The 18,132-nt window shown below is 58.7% G+C and carries 17 protein-coding genes; 15 read left to right on the top strand and 2 right to left on the bottom strand.

Annotated features, from left to right (window positions below; genetic code table 11):
• Window positions 1–378: HTH domain-containing protein (locus tag ACFFSY_RS11690; RefSeq protein WP_377493838.1), on the bottom strand; the 378-nt coding region annotated here is incomplete at its 3' end.
• 311 nt (window positions 379–689) lie between these two features.
• On the opposite strand from ACFFSY_RS11690, the gene ACFFSY_RS11685 reads away from it, so the two are divergent.
• The 3 genes from ACFFSY_RS11685 to ACFFSY_RS11675 all read left to right on the top strand — a co-directional run bounded on the left by ACFFSY_RS11685 (window position 690) and on the right by ACFFSY_RS11675 (window position 3,006).
• The gene (locus ACFFSY_RS11685) at window positions 690–1,592 is read left to right on the top strand and encodes a class I SAM-dependent methyltransferase (RefSeq protein ID WP_377494020.1); all 903 of its coding nucleotides are present in this window, start codon (window positions 690–692) and stop codon (window positions 1,590–1,592) included.
• 93 nt (window positions 1,593–1,685) lie between these two features.
• On the top strand, window positions 1,686–2,483 hold the full coding sequence (locus ACFFSY_RS11680) for a lipid II flippase Amj family protein (protein ID WP_377494018.1): 798 nt from the start codon (window positions 1,686–1,688) through the stop codon (window positions 2,481–2,483).
• A 109-nt stretch (window positions 2,484–2,592) separates the two neighbouring features.
• Window positions 2,593–3,006: a hypothetical protein gene (locus ACFFSY_RS11675; RefSeq protein WP_377494016.1), complete on the top strand. Its 414-nt coding sequence runs from the start codon at window positions 2,593–2,595 to the stop codon at window positions 3,004–3,006.
• A gap of 69 nt (window positions 3,007–3,075) precedes the next feature.
• Here ACFFSY_RS11675 and ACFFSY_RS11670 read toward each other — a convergent pair whose 3' ends face one another.
• Window positions 3,076–3,303, bottom strand: coding sequence for a hypothetical protein (locus ACFFSY_RS11670; RefSeq protein ID WP_377494014.1), 228 nt, complete (start codon window positions 3,301–3,303; stop codon window positions 3,076–3,078).
• Between the two features lie 124 nt (window positions 3,304–3,427).
• On the opposite strand from ACFFSY_RS11670, the gene ACFFSY_RS11665 reads away from it, so the two are divergent.
• The 12 genes from ACFFSY_RS11665 to ACFFSY_RS11610 all read left to right on the top strand — a co-directional run bounded on the left by ACFFSY_RS11665 (window position 3,428) and on the right by ACFFSY_RS11610 (window position 18,041).
• Window positions 3,428–3,709 (top strand): YnaG family membrane protein, encoded by a 282-nt coding sequence (locus tag ACFFSY_RS11665; protein ID WP_377494012.1) that lies wholly within the window; start codon window positions 3,428–3,430, stop codon window positions 3,707–3,709.
• Window positions 3,710–3,734: 25 nt separating this feature from the next.
• Window positions 3,735–3,857 carry a hypothetical protein gene (locus tag ACFFSY_RS11660; RefSeq protein WP_377494010.1) on the top strand — a complete coding sequence of 41 codons (123 nt, stop codon included), beginning with the start codon at window positions 3,735–3,737 and terminating at the stop codon, window positions 3,855–3,857.
• A 37-nt stretch (window positions 3,858–3,894) separates the two neighbouring features.
• Window positions 3,895–4,275: an iron chaperone gene (locus ACFFSY_RS11655; RefSeq protein WP_377494008.1), complete on the top strand. Its 381-nt coding sequence runs from the start codon at window positions 3,895–3,897 to the stop codon at window positions 4,273–4,275.
• Between the two features lie 224 nt (window positions 4,276–4,499).
• Window positions 4,500–5,366 (top strand): hypothetical protein, encoded by an 867-nt coding sequence (locus tag ACFFSY_RS11650; protein WP_377494006.1) that lies wholly within the window; start codon window positions 4,500–4,502, stop codon window positions 5,364–5,366.
• Window positions 5,367–5,451: 85 nt separating this feature from the next.
• A complete protein-coding gene (locus ACFFSY_RS11645; protein ID WP_377494004.1) occupies window positions 5,452–7,449 on the top strand; it encodes a putative glycoside hydrolase in 1,998 nt (665 codons plus the stop codon).
• Between the two features lie 192 nt (window positions 7,450–7,641).
• Entirely contained in the window at window positions 7,642–8,958 is a 1,317-nt protein-coding gene (locus tag ACFFSY_RS11640) for an alpha-L-fucosidase (protein ID WP_377494002.1), read from the top strand.
• Between the two features lie 174 nt (window positions 8,959–9,132).
• The gene (locus tag ACFFSY_RS11635) at window positions 9,133–11,349 is read left to right on the top strand and encodes an alginate lyase family protein (protein WP_377494000.1); all 2,217 of its coding nucleotides are present in this window, start codon (window positions 9,133–9,135) and stop codon (window positions 11,347–11,349) included.
• Between the two features lie 35 nt (window positions 11,350–11,384).
• Window positions 11,385–12,500, top strand: coding sequence for a glycoside hydrolase family 88 protein (locus tag ACFFSY_RS11630; RefSeq protein WP_377493998.1), 1,116 nt, complete (start codon window positions 11,385–11,387; stop codon window positions 12,498–12,500).
• A gap of 454 nt (window positions 12,501–12,954) precedes the next feature.
• Window positions 12,955–14,832 (top strand): sensor histidine kinase, encoded by a 1,878-nt coding sequence (locus tag ACFFSY_RS11625; RefSeq protein WP_377493996.1) that lies wholly within the window; start codon window positions 12,955–12,957, stop codon window positions 14,830–14,832.
• A 73-nt stretch (window positions 14,833–14,905) separates the two neighbouring features.
• Window positions 14,906–16,255, top strand: coding sequence for an ABC transporter substrate-binding protein (locus ACFFSY_RS11620; RefSeq protein WP_377493994.1), 1,350 nt, complete (start codon window positions 14,906–14,908; stop codon window positions 16,253–16,255).
• Window positions 16,252–17,142 carry a carbohydrate ABC transporter permease gene (locus ACFFSY_RS11615; RefSeq protein WP_377493992.1) on the top strand — a complete coding sequence of 297 codons (891 nt, stop codon included), beginning with the start codon at window positions 16,252–16,254 and terminating at the stop codon, window positions 17,140–17,142. Before ACFFSY_RS11620 ends, ACFFSY_RS11615 begins: the two co-directional genes overlap by 4 nt.
• Window positions 17,139–18,041: a carbohydrate ABC transporter permease gene (locus ACFFSY_RS11610; RefSeq protein WP_377493990.1), complete on the top strand. Its 903-nt coding sequence runs from the start codon at window positions 17,139–17,141 to the stop codon at window positions 18,039–18,041. Before ACFFSY_RS11615 ends, ACFFSY_RS11610 begins: the two co-directional genes overlap by 4 nt.
• Window positions 18,042–18,132: the final 91 nt, after the last annotated feature.

The following is an 18,132-nucleotide window of genomic DNA, read 5'->3' as shown; positions in this document are numbered from 1 at the left end:
TTTTACGTATGCCAACTGAGCCTCTAGAAGAATAATTTTCGCTTCCTGCCTAGCGATGATTTCTTCTTGCGATAATACACGTTTTGAGGGACGCAGCACGGCTTCTTTACGCGAGTCCGCTAATCCAACAATACCGTCCTTCTCATAGGCCTTCTTCCAACGATCCGCACACTGTTCCACTCGTTTCATTCCGAGCATCTCCACATCAAACCCACTTGCCTCGAAAATCTCCCTTGGCGTTCGTCCCAACATATATTGATCGATGAACAGACGTTTAAATTCATCCGCATAGGTAATCGACTTTTCGCTTACCCGTAAGACGTTAGGATTCAAAGCTAATCGTTCTCGTTCCATTTGATTGAAGTGTTTTTTGCTCATTTTGTTCGCCCCCACTGTTGTCATCAGTATACAAAAAGGTACCCATACACTAAACACTTTTTTTGAAGTGTCCAGTGTATGGGTACCAGTTTAAGAGAGACGCCTCTTTTTATTGAGGATCAAGTCCGGTATTGTCCGCATAAATCGAGGCTTCTCCTTAATCGCAGGAAGGAATGGGAGTGGCGGCGGAGAATGCATAATTGGATGTAAAAAAATGGGATACACGCTAAACAACAATTCGTTGGCCCAATGGCGTTGTGCGTACGGCAGCGCGAATGGCCGACGGTACCTCATGCGAAGGAGACAACCGAATGAGCGATTATTTCTGGGACAACCAAATCGAATACTTACGCAAAACAAGGGGGCTGTACTATAACGACGACTATCTCGCGTTCCTGGTACAATCCGTATGGAAATTGACTCGTCCCGTCCGCGTCGTCGATTTCGGCTGCGGTTACGGTTATTTGGCCGCCCTGCTGATGCCGCTCCTCCCGGCGGGTTCTAGCTATACGGGCATCGACGCGGGTGTCCGGTTGATCGAGCACGGGAGAGAGTTGTTCAAGGACGCGCCGTTCGCCGCCGAGTTTATCGTAGGCGATCTGACGACGCTGGACATCGAAGGCACCTTCGATCTGGCCGTCTGTCACGCGTTCCTGCTGCATATGGAAGACCCCCGCGGGATGCTGCGCAAGATGGTCGATACGTTGGAAGACGGCGGACGCATCGTTTGTTTCGAGCCGCACTGGATCGGGAACATGGCGAACTATCACGTGGAGGGTCATCCGCTGTCAGAGGTCGTTCAGCTCGGTGTGCTGCAGAAGCTGTACGAGCAGGATGCGAATCGGGGCGGGCGAGACGGCAACATCGGTTTGAAGCTTCCGGTCTATCTCGGCCAGCTAGGCGTGCTCGACATCGACTGCCGGGTCAGCGACAAGGTTAATTTCTTGAATCCCGCGGGCGCGACGGTACAGGCGGAAGCGCTATTCCGCGCTTTGAAGGAGGAGGGCATCGGGTCGGCTCCCGGCGAAGAACAGGCCTATCTGGCCAATCTAACGAACCGCGGCGTTACCGAAGAGGAAGCATTGCGCGTGTATAAGGCGGAGCTGCTCCTCTCTGAGCAATTCAACCGCGAGAGCCCGCTCGTCTATGCCCCGAATATGAAAATCACGACAGGTCTCGTTCATCGCACGTCTCTGGATGGATTCAGCCAATAAGATGAAATTGAGGCGCCGGAAGTTTCTCTTTTTCGCAAGGTTCCGCGTTCTATATGCTATCGAGGAGTGTGATGGCGAATAGGAGGACGAATCATGACGGAGAGATTGATCGGCATCGCGCTGCTGACGATGACCATCCATGCGGCGGAGACGCTGTCGTATGCGGTCCGAATGGCCGGCATACGAAAGGGGAGGCTGGCGATCGCGCTGTCGCTGACGGGCATGATCGTGCTCGTCTCGCGAACGTCGAATATTGCGCAGGGGACGATGACGGGGAAGATCGTGGACTTCGCGAAGCGTCACGCGGAGTTTGATTTGGCCGGGGGCTTCCGTCTTATTATCGGCGGGGCATCGATCGGGACGCTCATCGCGATTGCGCTGTTCCCCACGTTCACGCAGCTATCGGCGCGGATGATCGACCATCTGGAGAAAGCGGGTTCCGTTCCCGGAATGGTGCGCAATCTCATTCGCGCCGAGGCGATTCGGCATAGCGTGCGCCATATTCGCAGACCGCGGCTGGCGATGGTGCGGCGATTCCGTCAAGGTAGGCTTCCGCTCCGTCTGATGACGTTGAATGCCATCGTCACGGGGGTGTATACGGTAGGTGTGCTGGCGGCGTTGTACGCGTCCGCGCTGCCTGGCCCATACAGTATCGGCATCTCTCAATCGTCGGGACTGATCAACGGCCTGGCGACGATTCTGCTCACCGTGCTGATCGATCCGCAGGTGGCGTTGATGACGGATCGCGCGCTGCGAAAGGAGGCGGCGCTCGCTTCGGTCAATCAGCTGTTCGGCGCGCTCATGCTTTCGCGGCTGTGCGGCACGCTGTTCGCGCAAGCGCTGTTCCTGCCGGCGGCCTATTGGGTGCAGTGGGTTGTGCCTTATTTGTAGGAAGGGGATCGAATGAAGCGAATTCTGAAATGGGTGGCGGGTTGGATCGTTCTGGAAATACCGACCAATCGTACGTTCCGGCCGTCAAGGAAAGTGAAGGAGGGAGCTCATGATAAAAATGTGGCTGCTGCTCGCGCTTTGCTTCGCGCTAACCGGGTGCGACGAGCAACCGAATCTCATTACGCTGGAGCAGGTTAAAGATAGCTTTGATCGGGAGGGCATTCCGCTTATCCCTGCGCCGGATCTGGCACCGAAGAGCATCTTTCGCATGACGCTTAGCGGCGTCGCGCCCGAAGGATTTGCCGTGAACGGCGATCAGCTAGTAAGCGTCTATATCTTGAATTCCGCCAAGGAAGTAGAGAAGGCCGTTCAACAGTTTGAGAACAAAACGGCGGCCGCAAGCGTGGTTGATCATGAACGATACGAAGTGGGAAGCGTGCTGATTTTCTATAACGCGGAAGGGGCGTTCAAGGATAAGCGGGTCACTCAGGCCGTCGATCGGCTGCGGGGATTGTCGGGCTGACAATCCGGCAATCAGGACGGCTTTCCATCGCCGATTTCTCATGCTCACCCGCAAAGCGTCAAGGTACTCTCATCGCGGTTCCTTGTGCGTCTTCCTCCGCAGACGCACATCGCTGCCGATCACCCAGGCGAATCCGAACGCGAAGAGGGAGGCAATGAACCAGCCTGCCGCAGGGACGGCGATCGGGAAGAGCTGCTTGACCGATAACCAGATGGAGCGTTGATTAAGCAGCGTATCGAGCAGCGTCAGCATCGAAGCCATTAGCGCCGTGAATAAAATATAGATTCGGGTTATCATGACGAAGCCTCCTCGTAAGCGACTAGCGGTTCTTCAACATTTACCAGTAAGTAGTATGCATAACGGCAAACGGCATTATGCAGGAATTGGCACGAATGAATCCTCAATAAGCAGAGGGAGTGAGATGATCGTTCTGAGCAAGCTTCGTATGATCGCTATAGGTCTGGCGCTGGCCGCGATTGCGGCCTTTTTCGTGGACGGCCTCCTTATCACCGATAGGCATTCTTATGACGGCTTCGGCCTCCTCGCCACTTTCCTTTTGCCTCCGATCGGGGTCGTATTGGCCAGTATCGCGTTCAAGAAATCGGATTCCGCGAAGGATATTCTCGTCATCGGCGTGAATGTGTTGGCATTTTTCGCATTTGGGTTGTATATGTTTATCGGCACGCTATTCTGGGGTCCTTGAACCACCAAGACGGGAGGCGAGAAGGATGGAATTCCTCGGTATCGTCATCGTAATCGGCTTCATCTCGATTATTTCGTATCTCCGGGCGATTCATATTTCGCTCCAGCGGTTATTGGAGACCAAGCAGTCCAATCAAGACCGTTCTTGATCGGCGGTGGTAGAAGGGCGGATAAGGAGTGGAGTCAATGGAAGAAACCAAGCACGCGCCTGGCACGATCGACGCCTATATCGCCGGGTTCCCGACGGGTATCCGGGAGCGGCTTCAGGCAATGAGAGACGTCATCAAGGAGGCGGCACCGGAGGCGACGGAGAAGATGACCGATCAGAGGCCAACGTTCGAGCTGCACGGCAACCTGGTTCAATTCGCCGGTTTTAAGAACCACATCGGATTCGACCCGTCGCCGAGCGGAATCGCGGCCTTCCATGAGGAGCTGTCCGCTTACAAGGGAGCCGAAGGATCGATTGCATTTCCGCTGGAAGAGCCGCTGCCGATCGATCTTGTGCGTGCCATCGTCCGCTTCCGGGTGGCCGAGAACATGGAGCAGGCGACGAAGAAGAAGTCTTGACGCGCCTTCCGCCATGAAGCGTGAACCTACATACGTTTAAGAGCGAAACTGCCTGCGAGGGCAGTTTTTTTCATGGGCAGCCTCAAAAAATATTATTTCTTGAAAGTAAGATTTGGTAAAATAAGTCTTGTGCAAGACAAACAGTGAACGTAAAGGCGGTGGGATGGCGAACGAATAGGTTGGCGGCTATATGCCGTAGGGGCAAATCGAGAAGGGGGAACGACATGATTCGACATCGGACGATCGGTATCGTTATCGGGGCGCTGATCCTGCTCATCGCGGGCTGCACCGATAATGCGGCGAACGACGAGAAGAAGGCGGAGACGTATATAGAAGGCCATCGTTACAACGTCCTGTCCCGGGAAGGATTGCTGAACCAGTACGTGCTGACCCGAGAGAAGCTGTACGGGAGCGGCTTGGAGTCCGCGATGAACATGCAGACGTGGGGCGTGCAGCTGGTGCCGCCGGATGCTTATATCGGCAAGGAGATTACGGAATACGGATTTACCGTGAACGGTCATCCGCTCGAAGCCACGTATCGCGCGAATATCCAACTGGTCGTGCTCATGTCCGAAGGCAAAGTGATCGGCGGCACGTCGTTCCCGGTGAACGAGGGCGAAGAGATGCGGATCGGCGCGCCTTACTCCGTCGAGGGGCGGACGCTGGAGGAAGTCACCGGGCTGTCCTACAAGGAGTGGGTCGCCAATTGGAACAGCAGGTACGGCCCGCCGGCAGAGCCGAAGGATCAGAATTTGCGGGAAGACGAGATCGTGACCGTCGAGCTGTTGTGCCATCAAGGCCTGCCGAACCCTGGCTGCGTCGACTGGCAGTCCGTGGAGCCGGAACCGATCAACGCGTTCATCGAAGCGGTCAAGAGCGCGGAGCGGATGGCCGGACAGCTCAATTACATGGCGCAGTACGACTTGAACCTGATCTACCGGAACCAGACGACGAAGCGCTACCACATCGCGCTGGGAACCGACCGGACCATGAACGGCCTGCTGGTCGACTTGGAGAATACGAGCCAAGGCTATTCGATCCCGGCGGAACAGGCGAACAAGCTGCGGGCTTTGGTTGCTGGTCCGAAATAACTAGCGCTTATGTCCTAAAGTGTGGTAAAAAAGGTAGAGTATTGTTCGGTGAAAATAGACGCACGGAAAGGATATTCAAACGTAAATGCGCACATCCAGACGACTTTCAACCTTATTGCTAGCCTGCTTGATCGCGCTGGCCCCGATCCATGTGGGTGGAGCGGCCGGCCATGCCGATGCGTCGGGTGACGCCAGCCTCTTGCTCTACCCGCTGCCAAGCGTCCAGCAAGACGCAACGAAGCTGCGCTTCGAATATCGCGCGGCCAAGCCCGGTACGTACCGGGTGTCGCTGCGCATCAAGACCGCCGGCCAAACGGCATACCGTGCCGGCACGCTGAGCAAGTCAACCATTACCGCGGCCGCCGCCGGCTTGGCAACCTACCAGGTGACTTGGAATAGGCTTGCCGACAAATTAAAGCCGAACGATGGCGCGGATGTCCAGCTTGCAGTGACGGACGCCAGCGGCAAGACAGAGACGTTCGAATTACGTGGCTACAAGCCGGAGGCGAAGGCGAATGCACGCGAGCGGATCGATAATTATCTCATTTACTACGGCGCTTGGACGGATGCGCTGGTGAATCGGGTCAAGAGCCAGTACAAGCTCATCATCCTAGATACCCGAGCCGGAATTACGTCCCGGCAGGTCGCTAGACTAAGAATGGGGAAAGATCCTCACCGCGCGGACGACGACGTTATTGTGCTCGGTTATCTTTCAGCCGGCGAGGATTCGCGGACAATCGGCTTAACCCCGGCTCAGATGAAGAAGGACAAGCGTTTCGTCCTTGATGGCACGGGGCCGGCGGTCGATCCGCGTCAAGGTGCGCCTTATCCGGATGGGGGCTCGCTTAAAGGGCCGATCGACGTTGTCGGCAAGCTGACAGGCGGCGGTTTCGCTCCGTTCTATTTAAACGACAATTTCACGACGAATGGCAAGGGCGCCAATCGCGTGCCGGATTTCAACGCGAATTTCAACGGCGCGTTCGTGAATATTGGCCACCCGCTCTGGTACACGGTTCTATCCAACATGACGCTCAAGCAGGACAAAGTGTCAGGAATTCGAGAGCTGTTAGGGACGGACTATGGCGCGGGGTACGGACTCGACGGTTTGTTTATCGATACGCTGGATACCGCGGCCCCTAACTCGTATACGAATGCCTCCAGCTGGAATCAGAGCGAATTCGAATGGACCGCTCCGGGTACGCGAGCGTTCATCCAGAAGTTGTCGCAGCAATACCCGGCGGCGCTGCTGGCGGCCAATCGCGGGCTGTTCTTCTACAATCCGGATTTGGGCGCTTACGAGCATACGCTTCGGCCATATGTGGACTTCGTCATGTTCGAGAGCTTCCGATTGAACAACAGCGCAGATGAATATTATAATGCCACGTTCTTCGCGGATAACAAATATAACGCGGCCCAGAAGCTGCTGGCCGAAGCCGACCGGCCAGACGGCTTCCGCGTCCTCAGCCTCGGTTACGCGGAAGGCCCTGCGGGCGGACAGCTCCAGCAGGCGCTTCATCGCTCGCCATTGGCGTCCGGTCCTCGGATGCTGACCGACGATATTAACGAAGCCGCGGTTCAACTGGGTATGGTGCACTACCTGTCGAACCGGCTGTTAACCGATATCAATACGTTCGTGAAGGACTACATGCCGGCGAAAGCGGAAAGGCCGGTCTGGGGCAGCACGAAGACGCCGGCGTTCGGCCAACCGTACGAGGCGCCGCGTGAAGGCGCGCAGGCGGCGTTCTTCGAAGACGGCAAGCTGATCGTGCAATGGGATCTCGCTCATTCGCAAGCGCGTCCGATCCGGTATTCCCTGTACGTCAAAGAAGGGACTCCTTTCGATATGGCGCGCGATTTGAAGCAGCAGAGCGACGCGGCATACGTCGAGACCGTTCGTCCGGATGTTCCATCGGATTATGCAGGGGCGGGCGATCGCGCGGACCGATTCCCTTATCAAACGTCCGTGAGCGGGCTGGATCCAGCCAAAATGTATCAAGTGCTGATCCGAGCGCGCAACGCGCAAGGTGTGCACGAGACGAATACGCATGCCGTACAAGTAAGCAGCGAACCAAGCACTACTTAAACAGAGACGTCCAACGGGCCGCGTGGTCCGCTGGACGTCTTTTTCATTACACGACGACGGCAGGCGTATGCGAACGCTTCGGCCCGCGCTCAAAGACAAAAGGTAAAGAATGTGCACGCGGAAGTTCGTTTTGGTTATTCCGCTCCCCGATTGACGCTCCCTATAATGAAGAAAACAAGGGAGGGTTCGACGATGCAGCATTCCTTACTAGAAGCGCGCGATGCGCGCACCGCCTGGTTCCGCGAAGCGAGATTCGGCATGTTTATCCATTGGGGATTATACGCGATACCCGCGCGCGGCGAGTGGGTGCGCAGCTTTGAGCGCATGCCGGTGGAGGCGTACCAGCCATATTTTGACCAGTTCGATCCGACGGGCTACGATCCTGCGGCATGGGCCAGGGCAGCCAAGCAGGCAGGGATGAAATATGCGGTGCTGACCGCGAAGCATCATGACGGCTTCTGTCTGTTCGACAGCGCGCTCACGGACTACAAGGCGACGAACACGCCGGCGGGGCGCGATCTCGTGCGTGAGTTCGTGGAGGCATTCCGGGCGGAAGGTCTCAAGGTCGGCTTGTACTATTCCCTGCTCGACTGGCATCATCCGGACTATCCCGCCTACGGCGACAGGCATCATCCGATGCGGGACGACCCTGCGTACGCCCGCGAACCGGAGCAATTCGAACGGTACCTCGATTACATGCACGGCCAAATTCGGGAGCTGCTGACGGGCTACGGCAAGCTGGACATCATGTGGTTCGACTTCTCTTACGACGAGCTGTCCGGGGAGAAATGGCGCGCGACCGAGCTGATGCACATGATTCGCGAGCTGCAGCCGGACATGCTGATCGACAATCGGCTGGAAGTGAACGGCGAGCGCCAAAGCACCATTTATACCGATCATCCGTCGCTCTATGCGGGCGACTTCGCCTCGCCGGAGCAGATCGTGCCGCCGGCGGGCATCACGAGCGACAGCGGAGGGCCGATTCCGTGGGAAGCGTGCATCACGCTGAACAATAACTGGGGTTACGCGCCGGCGGACAAAGCGTACAAATCGGCGACGACCGTCATCCGCAAGCTGGTCGAATGCGTCAGCAAGAATGGCAATCTGCTGCTGAACGTCGGTCCCGACGCGAAAGGCCGGATCCCGGACGAGTCGCTCGCCATTCTACGGGAGGTCGGCGCTTGGTTAGAACGGAACGGCGAAAGTATCTACGGCTGCGGCCGCGCAGATCTGGCGAAGCCGGAGTGGGGACGTTATACCTGCCGGGGGAACAAGCTGTACGCGCATCTGTTCGAGCCAAGCATCGGAGCTGTCCTGCTGCAGGGGCTCGAGGGCCGAGTTAAACAAGCGCGCCTGCTGGCGGATGGTTCGGAGCTGCATCTGGCGCGGCCGTGGAATGCCGAGCTGTTCCCGCATGACGCGTTCGTCAACTTCGCCCTGCCGGTGCATGCGACATATGAGCTGCCGGATGCGCGCAATACGGTGTTGGAGCTGGAGCTCGCGGAATAACGAAAGGCGCGCGGGCCGGCTTGCGGCACGATCCCGGGAGACATCGGCAGCGTCTGCCGCGCGCCGCGTCGATCGGCGCGGCGCTGCTTCGGCATGCCAGGGAGTCGTGCGGGAGAGCGATTTGCGTGCGGAGATGGAACAACGGAGATATTTACGGAAGGCGGAACAATAGAAATGGCGGAACTTAAGGAACGCGCGGCATGGGCGGGCAGCCTGGATTTGGATCGGGGGGAGCTGCTCGCCGTGCGGGCAGCGCTTGCGGCCGGAGACGAGACTAGTGCGCTTGACGCCCTGCATACATATATGGCGAACCGCGGCACGCCTCGCCTCTATTTTCGGGATGACGAGCTCGAGGAGCTCGTCGCCTATGTAAGAGAGCTGGAGTCGCACGAGCTTGCGCTCGTCATGGAGACGGCGAACGAGGTCATCAGGGACACGTTCGTGTTCCGTTTCCCATGGGACATGGAGCGGGCGAACGAGCCGGTCGTGTTCGAGAACGGCGCGATCGATTGGCATCATGTGCCGGCTCAGGACCCGGAATGGACGTACATGCTGAATCGCCACCGGTACTGGATTGCGCTTGGGCAGGCTTATGCGTTGACGGGGGACGAGCAATATGCCGAGGCGCTGTGCCGCCAGATGGCGCATTGGATCGCGAACAATCCGGTGCCGGCGACGCTTGATGCGCCGGGACTCGCTTGGCGCACGATCGAAGCCGGGCTGCGATGCGAGAATTGGATCAAGGCGTTCCAGTACGTGAAGCGCAGTCCGCATTTTACCCCGGAGCTGCTGGCGGCGATGCTGCAATCGCTGCATGAGCACGGCGAATATATCGCCTCCGCGCCGTGCGAGGGATGGAAGCGGATCAGCAACTGGGGCGTGCTGGAGAATCACGGGCTGTTCGGGCTGTCGGTCTTCATGCCCGCGTGGAAGGAAGCGGCGAACTGGCGGACGATGAGCGCGGAACGGCTGAAGTCGACGCTGCTGCAGGCGACGAAGGAAGGGCTGCATTGGGAACAATCGCCAATGTACCACAACGAGGTGCTGCATGGGTATATGGATTATCTTATTCTCGCCCGGAACAACGGGATTGCGGCCGAGCCGAAGATCAAAGAGACGGCGCGCCGGATGCTGTACGCCGATCTGCACATCGCGAAGCCGAACCATCATCAGCCGCTGCAGGGCGACAGCGATGACAACGATCTGCGGGATCTGCTGACCGCGGGCGCGCTGTTGTTCGAGGACGAGACGCTGCGTTTCGGCGGGTTCGACCGGCTGGATTTCGATAACGCCTGGACGTTCGGCATGGAAGGCGTTCGCGCTTATGGCCGTCTGACGCCGCACGAGCCTTCGGTAGTATCCAAGCCGTTCACGGCATCGGGCAACTACGTCATGCGTTCGGATTGGACGGAGCAGGCGGCATATTTGTATTTTCACTGCGGCTTTCTGGGCGGCGGGCACGGGCATGCGGATATGCTTCATGTTGACGTCCATGCGTACGGGCGCGACCTGCTCACGGATTCCGGACGGTACAACTACGGGGATCATACCGAATGGCGACGCGCACTCAAACAGTGCGATGCGCACAACACGACGACGGTGGACGGGGTCGACTTCACCGAATACGTCGATACGTGGGCAAGCGGCCGCGTAGCTCAGCCGATGGGCGTGCAGTGGGCATCGGAGACGGAATTCGATTACGTCGAGGGCAGTCATGACGGCTATATGCATTTGGCGGACCCCGTGGTGCCGCTTCGTCGGATCGTGTTCATCAAGCCGGGCTTCTGGCTGCTTAGCGACAGCTTCGCGTGCGCGGGCGAGCACGAGTTCGCGCAGCATTTTCACTTCTGGCCGGGCGATGAAGCGACAGTGGACGCGAAAGGTCTGGCGTGCGGGACGTTCGCCACTGCGGAGGCGGCGGGGGTGCGCATCATCCCGGTTCACCCGTCGCGTCTAACCTGCGAGCTGCGGGAGAGCCGGATATCGCGGGAATACAACCGGCTGGAGACGAACATGGCAGCTGCCTACAAGCTGGCGGGATGCGGCTTTAGCTCCATGCTCCAGGTGATTTTCCCGATGCGGCCGGGCACAACGGAAGTGCCTTCCGTAGAGCCGGTGGACGTATTCACCTACACGGGCGACAAAGTTGCGGATTCGGCAGCCGAGGCGGTTCGCATTGTCGCGCCGGCAGCGGCAATCGGCGGGTTGGCAGGACCGGATGTTGCGAACGGCAGCACTGGCGATGGCGCGGAGGAACATATCATACTTATCTGTCACCGCAAACCAGGTCGTCATATCGATTCGTACGTGGTCGACGGGACGCAGGTGTTCGGCGAAGTCGTCTGGATCCGGCGAAGCGGCGGCGCGGTGACGGTTACGCTTATTAAGTAAAGATGCATCATTATTTCATGGACGAGGTGAATCGCATGTGGCAGGACGCAATCGAATCGGCGCTGGCAACGCTGCGCGGCAATATCCGCAATCATCCGGGGCAATTCCCCCATATTACCGAAGGGCAGAAATACGAATGGGGCGGCAACGACGACTGGATCGAAGGGTTCTACACCGGCATGATGTGGCTGGCGTATGAATACGGCGGGGATTCGTTCTTCAAAACATCGGCGGAGGAGCAGCTCGCCCATTACCGGCATCGGCTGGACCATCATATCGTGCTCGACCATCACGACATCGGGTTTCTCTATTCGCTCTCGGCGGTCGCGCAATGGCGGGTGACGGGAAGCGAGGAGGCACGTCAGCTAGCATTGGAGGCGGCGGACAAACTGCTGCTTCGCTACCGGCCGACTTACGGCGCGCTGCAGGCGTGGGGCCAGGAAGACGATCCGCAGAACGGCGGGCGGATCATTATCGACTGCTTGATGAATTTGCCGCTCCTTTACTGGGCGCATGAGCAGACCGGGGATCGGAAGTATTACGACATCGCCGTGCAGCATGTGCGCAAAAGCCTGCGTTTCCTCGTGCGCGGCGACGGCTCGAGCTATCATACGTTCTATTTCGATACGGAGACCGGCAGCGCCCTTCGGGGCGGCACGCATCAGGGGTATCAAGACGGATCGACGTGGACCCGCGGTCAAGCATGGGGCGTGTACGGGTTCGCGCTCAGCTATCGGTATACGGGCGAAAACATCTATTTGGACGCCTCCAAACGATTGGCGAAGTATTTCATCGCGCATCTTCCGGAGGACCATGTCGCCTACTGGGATTTCGACGTAACGGTCGAAGCGGGCACGCCTCGCGACAGCTCGGCCTCGGCGATAACGGCATGCGGCATCCTGGAGCTGCTCGAGCTGCTGCCGGCCGATGATCCGGACCGCGGCGAATTATCGGAAGCGCTGCATGCGATGATGACGTCGCTTGCGGAGAACTACTCCACGCGCGCAATACCCGGCGCGGTAGGACTGCTTCGGCATGGGTCCTACCATGTACGCGGCGATCGGGCGCCGGACGACTATATGATATGGGGCGACTACTATTACCTGGAAGCGCTCGTTCGGCTGGAGCGCGGAATCAAGGGCTACTGGTAGGCGGACTGCATATTGGGGAGCGCGGAACGAAAGGAGCGGGCAGGCTGCTAAGGCGGCCTGCTCTATTGTTATTTTGGCCCGGTTGACAGCGGCCTGGGCGTAGTCGGTTGCAACCGCAGTAGACTCGGCAGCATAGTGGTGCCGCGCAATAGCGTCGCCCACGCACTATTGAGCTCGGAAGCGCAACGAGCCGCGCAATAGCGGCGCCGGTGCTACTATTTGCGCGGCTCCGCCTAATCTAGCTGCGCAACCGTCTTCCATGGGCACGTCATGCACCAAAATCTCCATGTCTACTATACCGGTCCCCATGGGGAATGGTAGACTATGGCTACCATTTCCGTACATAATCGAAATCCCTGCCGAAATCCCTACTGAGTACCTACCGAGGACCTACCGAGGACCTGCCGACAACGCCTCGGCCGTTCTCCCACCCCCAAGCGAGAGGATTATGCCGATGCCCCACTTCAGCCGTCAGCCTTGGAAAATCTCGACCTTTCTCTACTTGCTCGTGTTCGCCGTAGTCGTCGTGCCGATCGGCTTCATCAGCGCCGTGCTGCTGCAGGCGTACAAGCAGGACTTGCTCCGGCAGACGACGGAGCGGACGGAGCAGACCGTGCGCGCCATTGCCTATACGGCCGAACAAGAGATTGCCAAGGCGGCGACGTTCGCCGCCGCGGTCGGCATGGACCAGGAGGTGCTCGGCCGCGCGACGATCATCCACCGGTCAAGCGACGACAGCCGCCAGCAGATCACCAGCGAGCTGCTCAAGACGCTCGATAAATACGGGCTGTCGATGTCCGGCCACGTTCAGGCGATCCAGTTCATGTTCAAGCATGGCGGCACCTACGCGTATTTGAAAGACGCCAAGATGCCCGAAGCCTCGATCCGCGGCGCGAGCTGGTACCGTCAGACGATGGACGATCCGGACCGCGTTCATTTTCTCGGCATGCAGGCGGACGTGCTGTACGGTCTAACCGACAATCGCAGCATCGCCGCGGCCATCTCGCCGAGTCTGCTGCAGGGCATGCACGAGGTCGAAATGCTGTACGTGCTGTTCAGCCGCGACGCTTTCGAAAGCCTGCTCCGCCAAAATCCGTACAGCCGCTCCTCCCCGATGGCGATCATCGCCCGCGACGGCTCGATGATCGCCTCCAGCAACGCGACGGGCGAGACAAGATGGCCGCTCGAGCTGACCGCCCGGATGTTCGCCGGCCGGGCAGGCACCTACGTCGATCATCCCGATCGGACGGGAACGATGTTCGCCTACGCCTCCGTCGGCAGCGCCGATTGGCGCGTCGTGTACGAGATTCCATATCGCGACGTGACGGCCAACTACGAGAGAATGTTCCGGTTCGCGATGGGGGCAACCGTCATGATCGTGCTGCTGTTCTTGGTCATCTCCTTCTATTTCGCCCATCGCATTACCAAGCCGATCCAGCTGCTCGTCATCAAAATGTCCCGCGTCATGCAAGGCAACCTCAACACGAAAATCGAGACGTCCGGCAGCCGCGAGATGGTCACGATCGGCCACACGTTCAACCATATGATGGAGCAGATCAAACGGCTCATGCGGGAGCGCGAGGAGGAGGAGCAGGCTAAGCATAAGGCGGAGTTCGCGGCGCTGCAGGCGCAGATCAACCCGCATTTTCTGATCAACACGCTGAACGCGATCCGGCTGATGGCGCTCATCGGCAAGGCGGGCAATATTCACGACATGACGCACGCGCTCATCCGTCTCCTCTCCTCCTCGTTCAACCGGGGCGGCAGCTTGTCCCCGGTCGCGGACGAAATCGAGAACCTGCGCCAATACATCTACATTATGGAGACTCGGTACGGCAGCAAGTTCGAGGTGCGGTGGGACGTCGAGGAGGAGACGAAGCGTCTATACGTGTTGAAGCTTCTGCTTCAGCCGATTCTCGAAAATTGCATCGTGCACGGACTCGCAGGCCGGACCGACGGCGGCATCATTCGCATCGCAATGGATGCGGAGCCTGGCGCGCTCGCCATCACGATCGCCGACAACGGCAGCGGGATGACCGCCGAGCAGGTCGGCGCTTTCGAGCGCCAAAGCCAAACGGGCGCGTTCAGCGGCATGGGCATCCACAACGTGCACCAGCGGATACAGCTCCACTACGGCGCGGGCTATGGGTTGCGCATCGAGCGGCTGGAGGAGGGCACCGCCTTCCATATCCGGGTGCCGGCGCTGGCGCATGGCGACGAGGCGGGAGAGGCAGACGGACAAAATAGGGCCGAAGCGGCGCCCGCGCCGTCATCCGGTCGAGTCTGGGCATCGTTCAAAAAAGATCATGCCGACATCAAAAACGATCATTAAGGCGGCCCCCGCTTTTGCTTATGATGGGATCAGGTTCCAATCACCTACTATCACATAACGGAGGGTCATGCGGATGAACAACAGACAGAAGCGGCGGGTTATGCTCGCGCTGATGACGCTGCTGCTCGTACTCGCGGCTGCGCTTAGCGGCTGCAGCGGCGGCAATGGCAACAATGGCGCGAACGCCGGCAACGGCACGACGGAAGGAAGCGCGAATGGAAGCGCGAACCAGGCAGCGGACGACGAAGCGGACAACGCGGAGCCGGTCAAGCTGAAACTCGCGATGTGGGACACGAAGACCGACCTTGATTTTTGGACGGAGAAAGTGAAAGCGTATACGGCGATCAAGCCGAACGTGACGGTCGAAGTGGAGAAGGTGCCGGACAACAGCGGCCAATATTTGAAGGTGCGGCTGGCGGCAGGGGATCTGCCGGATTTGTTCTTCCTGAAGCAGAATCATTTCCAAATTTACAAAGACGCGCTGCTGCCGCTGGACGAACTGGATGCGGCGAAGAACAACAAGTACCCGACCAAGATCGACGGCAAGGTGCTCGGCGTGCCGCTCGTCTCGTTCGCGGAGTTCGTGTATTACCACCCGAGCATTTTCGAAGAGCTGAATCTGGCGGTACCGCAGACGATGCCGGAATTCATGGCCCTCATGGAGAAAATCAAAGCTAACGGCAAGTACACTCCGCTCTCGATCGGCGGCAAAGACAACTGGACGTTCTACCCGCTGACGGAGTTCGGCCCGCACGTCCTATCCGGCGACACGGGCTACCTGGCGAAGATCGCGAAGGAGAAGGCGCCGTTCGCGGCCGGCAGCACGTTCGATACGATCGCGAAGATCGTCAAGGAGATCGCGGACAAGAAGTATGCGGGACCGGATGCGCTCTCGATCTCGTTCGACCAGTCCACCCAGCAGTTCGAGGCGAAGAAGGCGGCGATGATCGCGCTCGGTCAATGGTACTACGCGTCCTACATGGAGAAGGTGAAAGCCGACGACGACCTCGCGGTATTCCCGCTGCCTTTCCGGAATGCGACGAGCGAGAAGCTGACGTCGCTGACGATGTCGGACATGAACGTGGGCATCAACAAGAAGTCCGAATCCGTCGAAGAGGCGAAGGCGTTCCTGGACTGGATGTTCAGCCCGGAGGTCTATCCGGAGTACATTACGAAGGTGCAGCAATTCTCGACGGTGAACGGAATCGAGAGCGACCTGCCGTTCTTCAACAAATGGACGGCGGCGAATCCGTACGAGCCGTTCGTCTACGACGGCACGGATGCCGGGTACGCCAAAGTGAGCAGCGCCGCGCAGTATGATCCGAAGCTGGCCGCCCAGGAGATTTTCGCGGGCAAGAGAATCGACAAGGTCGAGTCCGACTTGAACAACAAGTGGGCGAAGGCCGTCGAAGCGAACCCATGAAGCTGAGCTTGGCGAGCAGCAGAAGGCTGGTTATTTTCTCCTTCCTGGCCGTGCCGGTCGCGCTGCTGCTCTACTTCCTGATTTACCCGACGATCCAGCTGTTCCATTACAGCTTCACGAACTGGGACGGGTACAGCCCGGCGATGCACTACATCGGCTTGGACAATTACGGGAAGCTGCTGTTTGATTTTCCCGAAGCGTGGCAGGCGATCCGCAACAACGGCCTTTATTTCGTCGTCCATACGCTGTTCATTCCCGTGGAGCTTCTGACGGCGGTGCTGCTGAACCGCGAGATTCGCGGGAGCGGGTTCTTCCGGTTCACGGTGCTCATGCCCTATATCATCAACGGGATCGCGGTCGCCTACATGTTCAGCTATATCTACAGTCCGATCAATGGCCCGCTCAACGAGCTGCTGAAGGCGATCGGCCTGGAATCGCTCATTACCGGATGGCTCAGCGATTTAGGCGTCGTCAACTATTCGCTTATCGTCGTGTCGCTGTGGCGGTTCGCCGGCGTCCACATCATTCTCATGCTGGCGGGGCTGCAGTCGATTCCGAACGATCTGTACGAGGCGGCCGAGCTGGACGGGGCGAGCTTCTGGCAGAAGCTGCGCTACGTCACGATTCCCGGCATCCGAACGGTCATGGAAATCATCCTGTTCATGAACGTCTCCGGCGCGCTCCTTCAGTACGACATTCCGTACGTCATGACCGGCGGCGGACCTGGCACCGCGAGCAGCACCTTCGGGCTGTTCTCGCTGCAGACGGCGTTCACGTACAACAACTACGGGCTCGCGTCGGCGATGGCCGTCAGCCTGCTCGTGCTGATCGTCATTTTCTCGTCGCTGCAAAATTGGATCGTGAAAGACAGGAGTGAACGCGCATGAGTCAACTGCAGCAAGCGGGGCAAGCCAAGCCGGTCCGGCCGGCCGCTGCTCCTGCCCGATCGTCGGCGCGCGCGCGTCGACTGCTCGCGGACGGCGGCTATTATCTGTTCTTCGGCGTCATGTGCGTGCTCGTCTTCGTTCCGATCCTGCTCGTCTTATTCGGCTCGTTCAAGACGGCGGAGGAGCTGGCGGCGACGTCTCCGTTCTCCCTCCCGGCCAACTGGTTCAACTGGGACAACTACGCCACTGCATTCAAGGAAGGCAATATGCTGCTCGGTCTGCGGAACACCGCCTTTCTCGTGTTCGGCAGCCTGATCGGCAACGCGCTGCTCGGCACGATGACCGCTTACGTGCTGAACCGGTTCGATTTCAGGCTGCGCAAGCCGGTGCTGCTGCTCTTCATGCTCGCGATGATCATCCCCTCCTACACGACGGAGATCGCGCGGTTCCAGCTCATCCACGGCTTGAATCTGTACAACACGTTGTCCGGTCCGCTGCTGATCTACATCGGGACGGATATCATGCAGATCTATATTTACACGCAATTTCTGCAGAAAATTTCGACTCAGCTCGACGAAAGCGCGATGCTCGACGGCGCGTCGTACACGAGGGTGTTCCGCTCGATTATTTTCCCGCTGCTGCTGCCCGCGACGGCGACGCTCGGCATTCTGAAGAGCGTGACGATCATGAACGACATCTACGTACAGACGCTCTACATGCCGAAGCGGGAGCTGGCGACGCTGCCAACCGCGCTCATGACGTTCGTTGGCGAACGCTCGTCCGACTTATCCGCGCTGTGCGCCGGCATTATGCTGGTACTGCTGCCGAGCGCGCTGTTCTACCTCGTGTTCCAGCGGCTCATCTTCAAAGGGCTGATGGACGGCGCGGTGAAGGGATAGGCGGCAGGTCCGGAAGGCGATATCCGCGGCGACGGTGCGGGCTTGCGGATAAGGCTGGCCACCACGAGCGACTTGAAGAAACAAGCTGAAC

This window comes from Paenibacillus aurantiacus (assembly GCF_042431225.1).
Lineage (GTDB): Bacteria > Bacillota > Bacilli > Paenibacillales > Paenibacillaceae > Paenibacillus_Z > Paenibacillus_Z aurantiacus.
This window is presented reverse-complemented; position numbering and strand designations above follow the sequence as displayed.

Excerpts from the sequence above, each read along its gene's own strand:
- ACFFSY_RS11685 (WP_377494020.1), top strand. The coding sequence starts at position 690 with ATGAGCGATTATTTCTGGGACAACCAAATCGAATACTTACGCAAAACA.
- ACFFSY_RS11680 (WP_377494018.1), top strand. The coding sequence starts at position 1,686 with ATGACGGAGAGATTGATCGGCATCGCGCTGCTGACGATGACCATCCAT.
- ACFFSY_RS11675 (WP_377494016.1), top strand. The coding sequence starts at position 2,593 with ATGATAAAAATGTGGCTGCTGCTCGCGCTTTGCTTCGCGCTAACCGGG.
- ACFFSY_RS11670 (WP_377494014.1), bottom strand. The coding sequence starts at position 3,303 with ATGATAACCCGAATCTATATTTTATTCACGGCGCTAATGGCTTCGATG.
- ACFFSY_RS11665 (WP_377494012.1), top strand. The coding sequence starts at position 3,428 with ATGATCGTTCTGAGCAAGCTTCGTATGATCGCTATAGGTCTGGCGCTG.
- ACFFSY_RS11660 (WP_377494010.1), top strand. The coding sequence starts at position 3,735 with ATGGAATTCCTCGGTATCGTCATCGTAATCGGCTTCATCTCGATTATT.
- ACFFSY_RS11655 (WP_377494008.1), top strand. The coding sequence starts at position 3,895 with ATGGAAGAAACCAAGCACGCGCCTGGCACGATCGACGCCTATATCGCC.
- ACFFSY_RS11650 (WP_377494006.1), top strand. The coding sequence starts at position 4,500 with ATGATTCGACATCGGACGATCGGTATCGTTATCGGGGCGCTGATCCTG.
- ACFFSY_RS11645 (WP_377494004.1), top strand. The coding sequence starts at position 5,452 with ATGCGCACATCCAGACGACTTTCAACCTTATTGCTAGCCTGCTTGATC.
- ACFFSY_RS11640 (WP_377494002.1), top strand. The coding sequence starts at position 7,642 with ATGCAGCATTCCTTACTAGAAGCGCGCGATGCGCGCACCGCCTGGTTC.
- ACFFSY_RS11635 (WP_377494000.1), top strand. The coding sequence starts at position 9,133 with ATGGCGGAACTTAAGGAACGCGCGGCATGGGCGGGCAGCCTGGATTTG.
- ACFFSY_RS11630 (WP_377493998.1), top strand. The coding sequence starts at position 11,385 with ATGTGGCAGGACGCAATCGAATCGGCGCTGGCAACGCTGCGCGGCAAT.
- ACFFSY_RS11625 (WP_377493996.1), top strand. The coding sequence starts at position 12,955 with ATGCCCCACTTCAGCCGTCAGCCTTGGAAAATCTCGACCTTTCTCTAC.
- ACFFSY_RS11620 (WP_377493994.1), top strand. The coding sequence starts at position 14,906 with ATGAACAACAGACAGAAGCGGCGGGTTATGCTCGCGCTGATGACGCTG.
- ACFFSY_RS11615 (WP_377493992.1), top strand. The coding sequence starts at position 16,252 with ATGAAGCTGAGCTTGGCGAGCAGCAGAAGGCTGGTTATTTTCTCCTTC.
- ACFFSY_RS11610 (WP_377493990.1), top strand. The coding sequence starts at position 17,139 with ATGAGTCAACTGCAGCAAGCGGGGCAAGCCAAGCCGGTCCGGCCGGCC.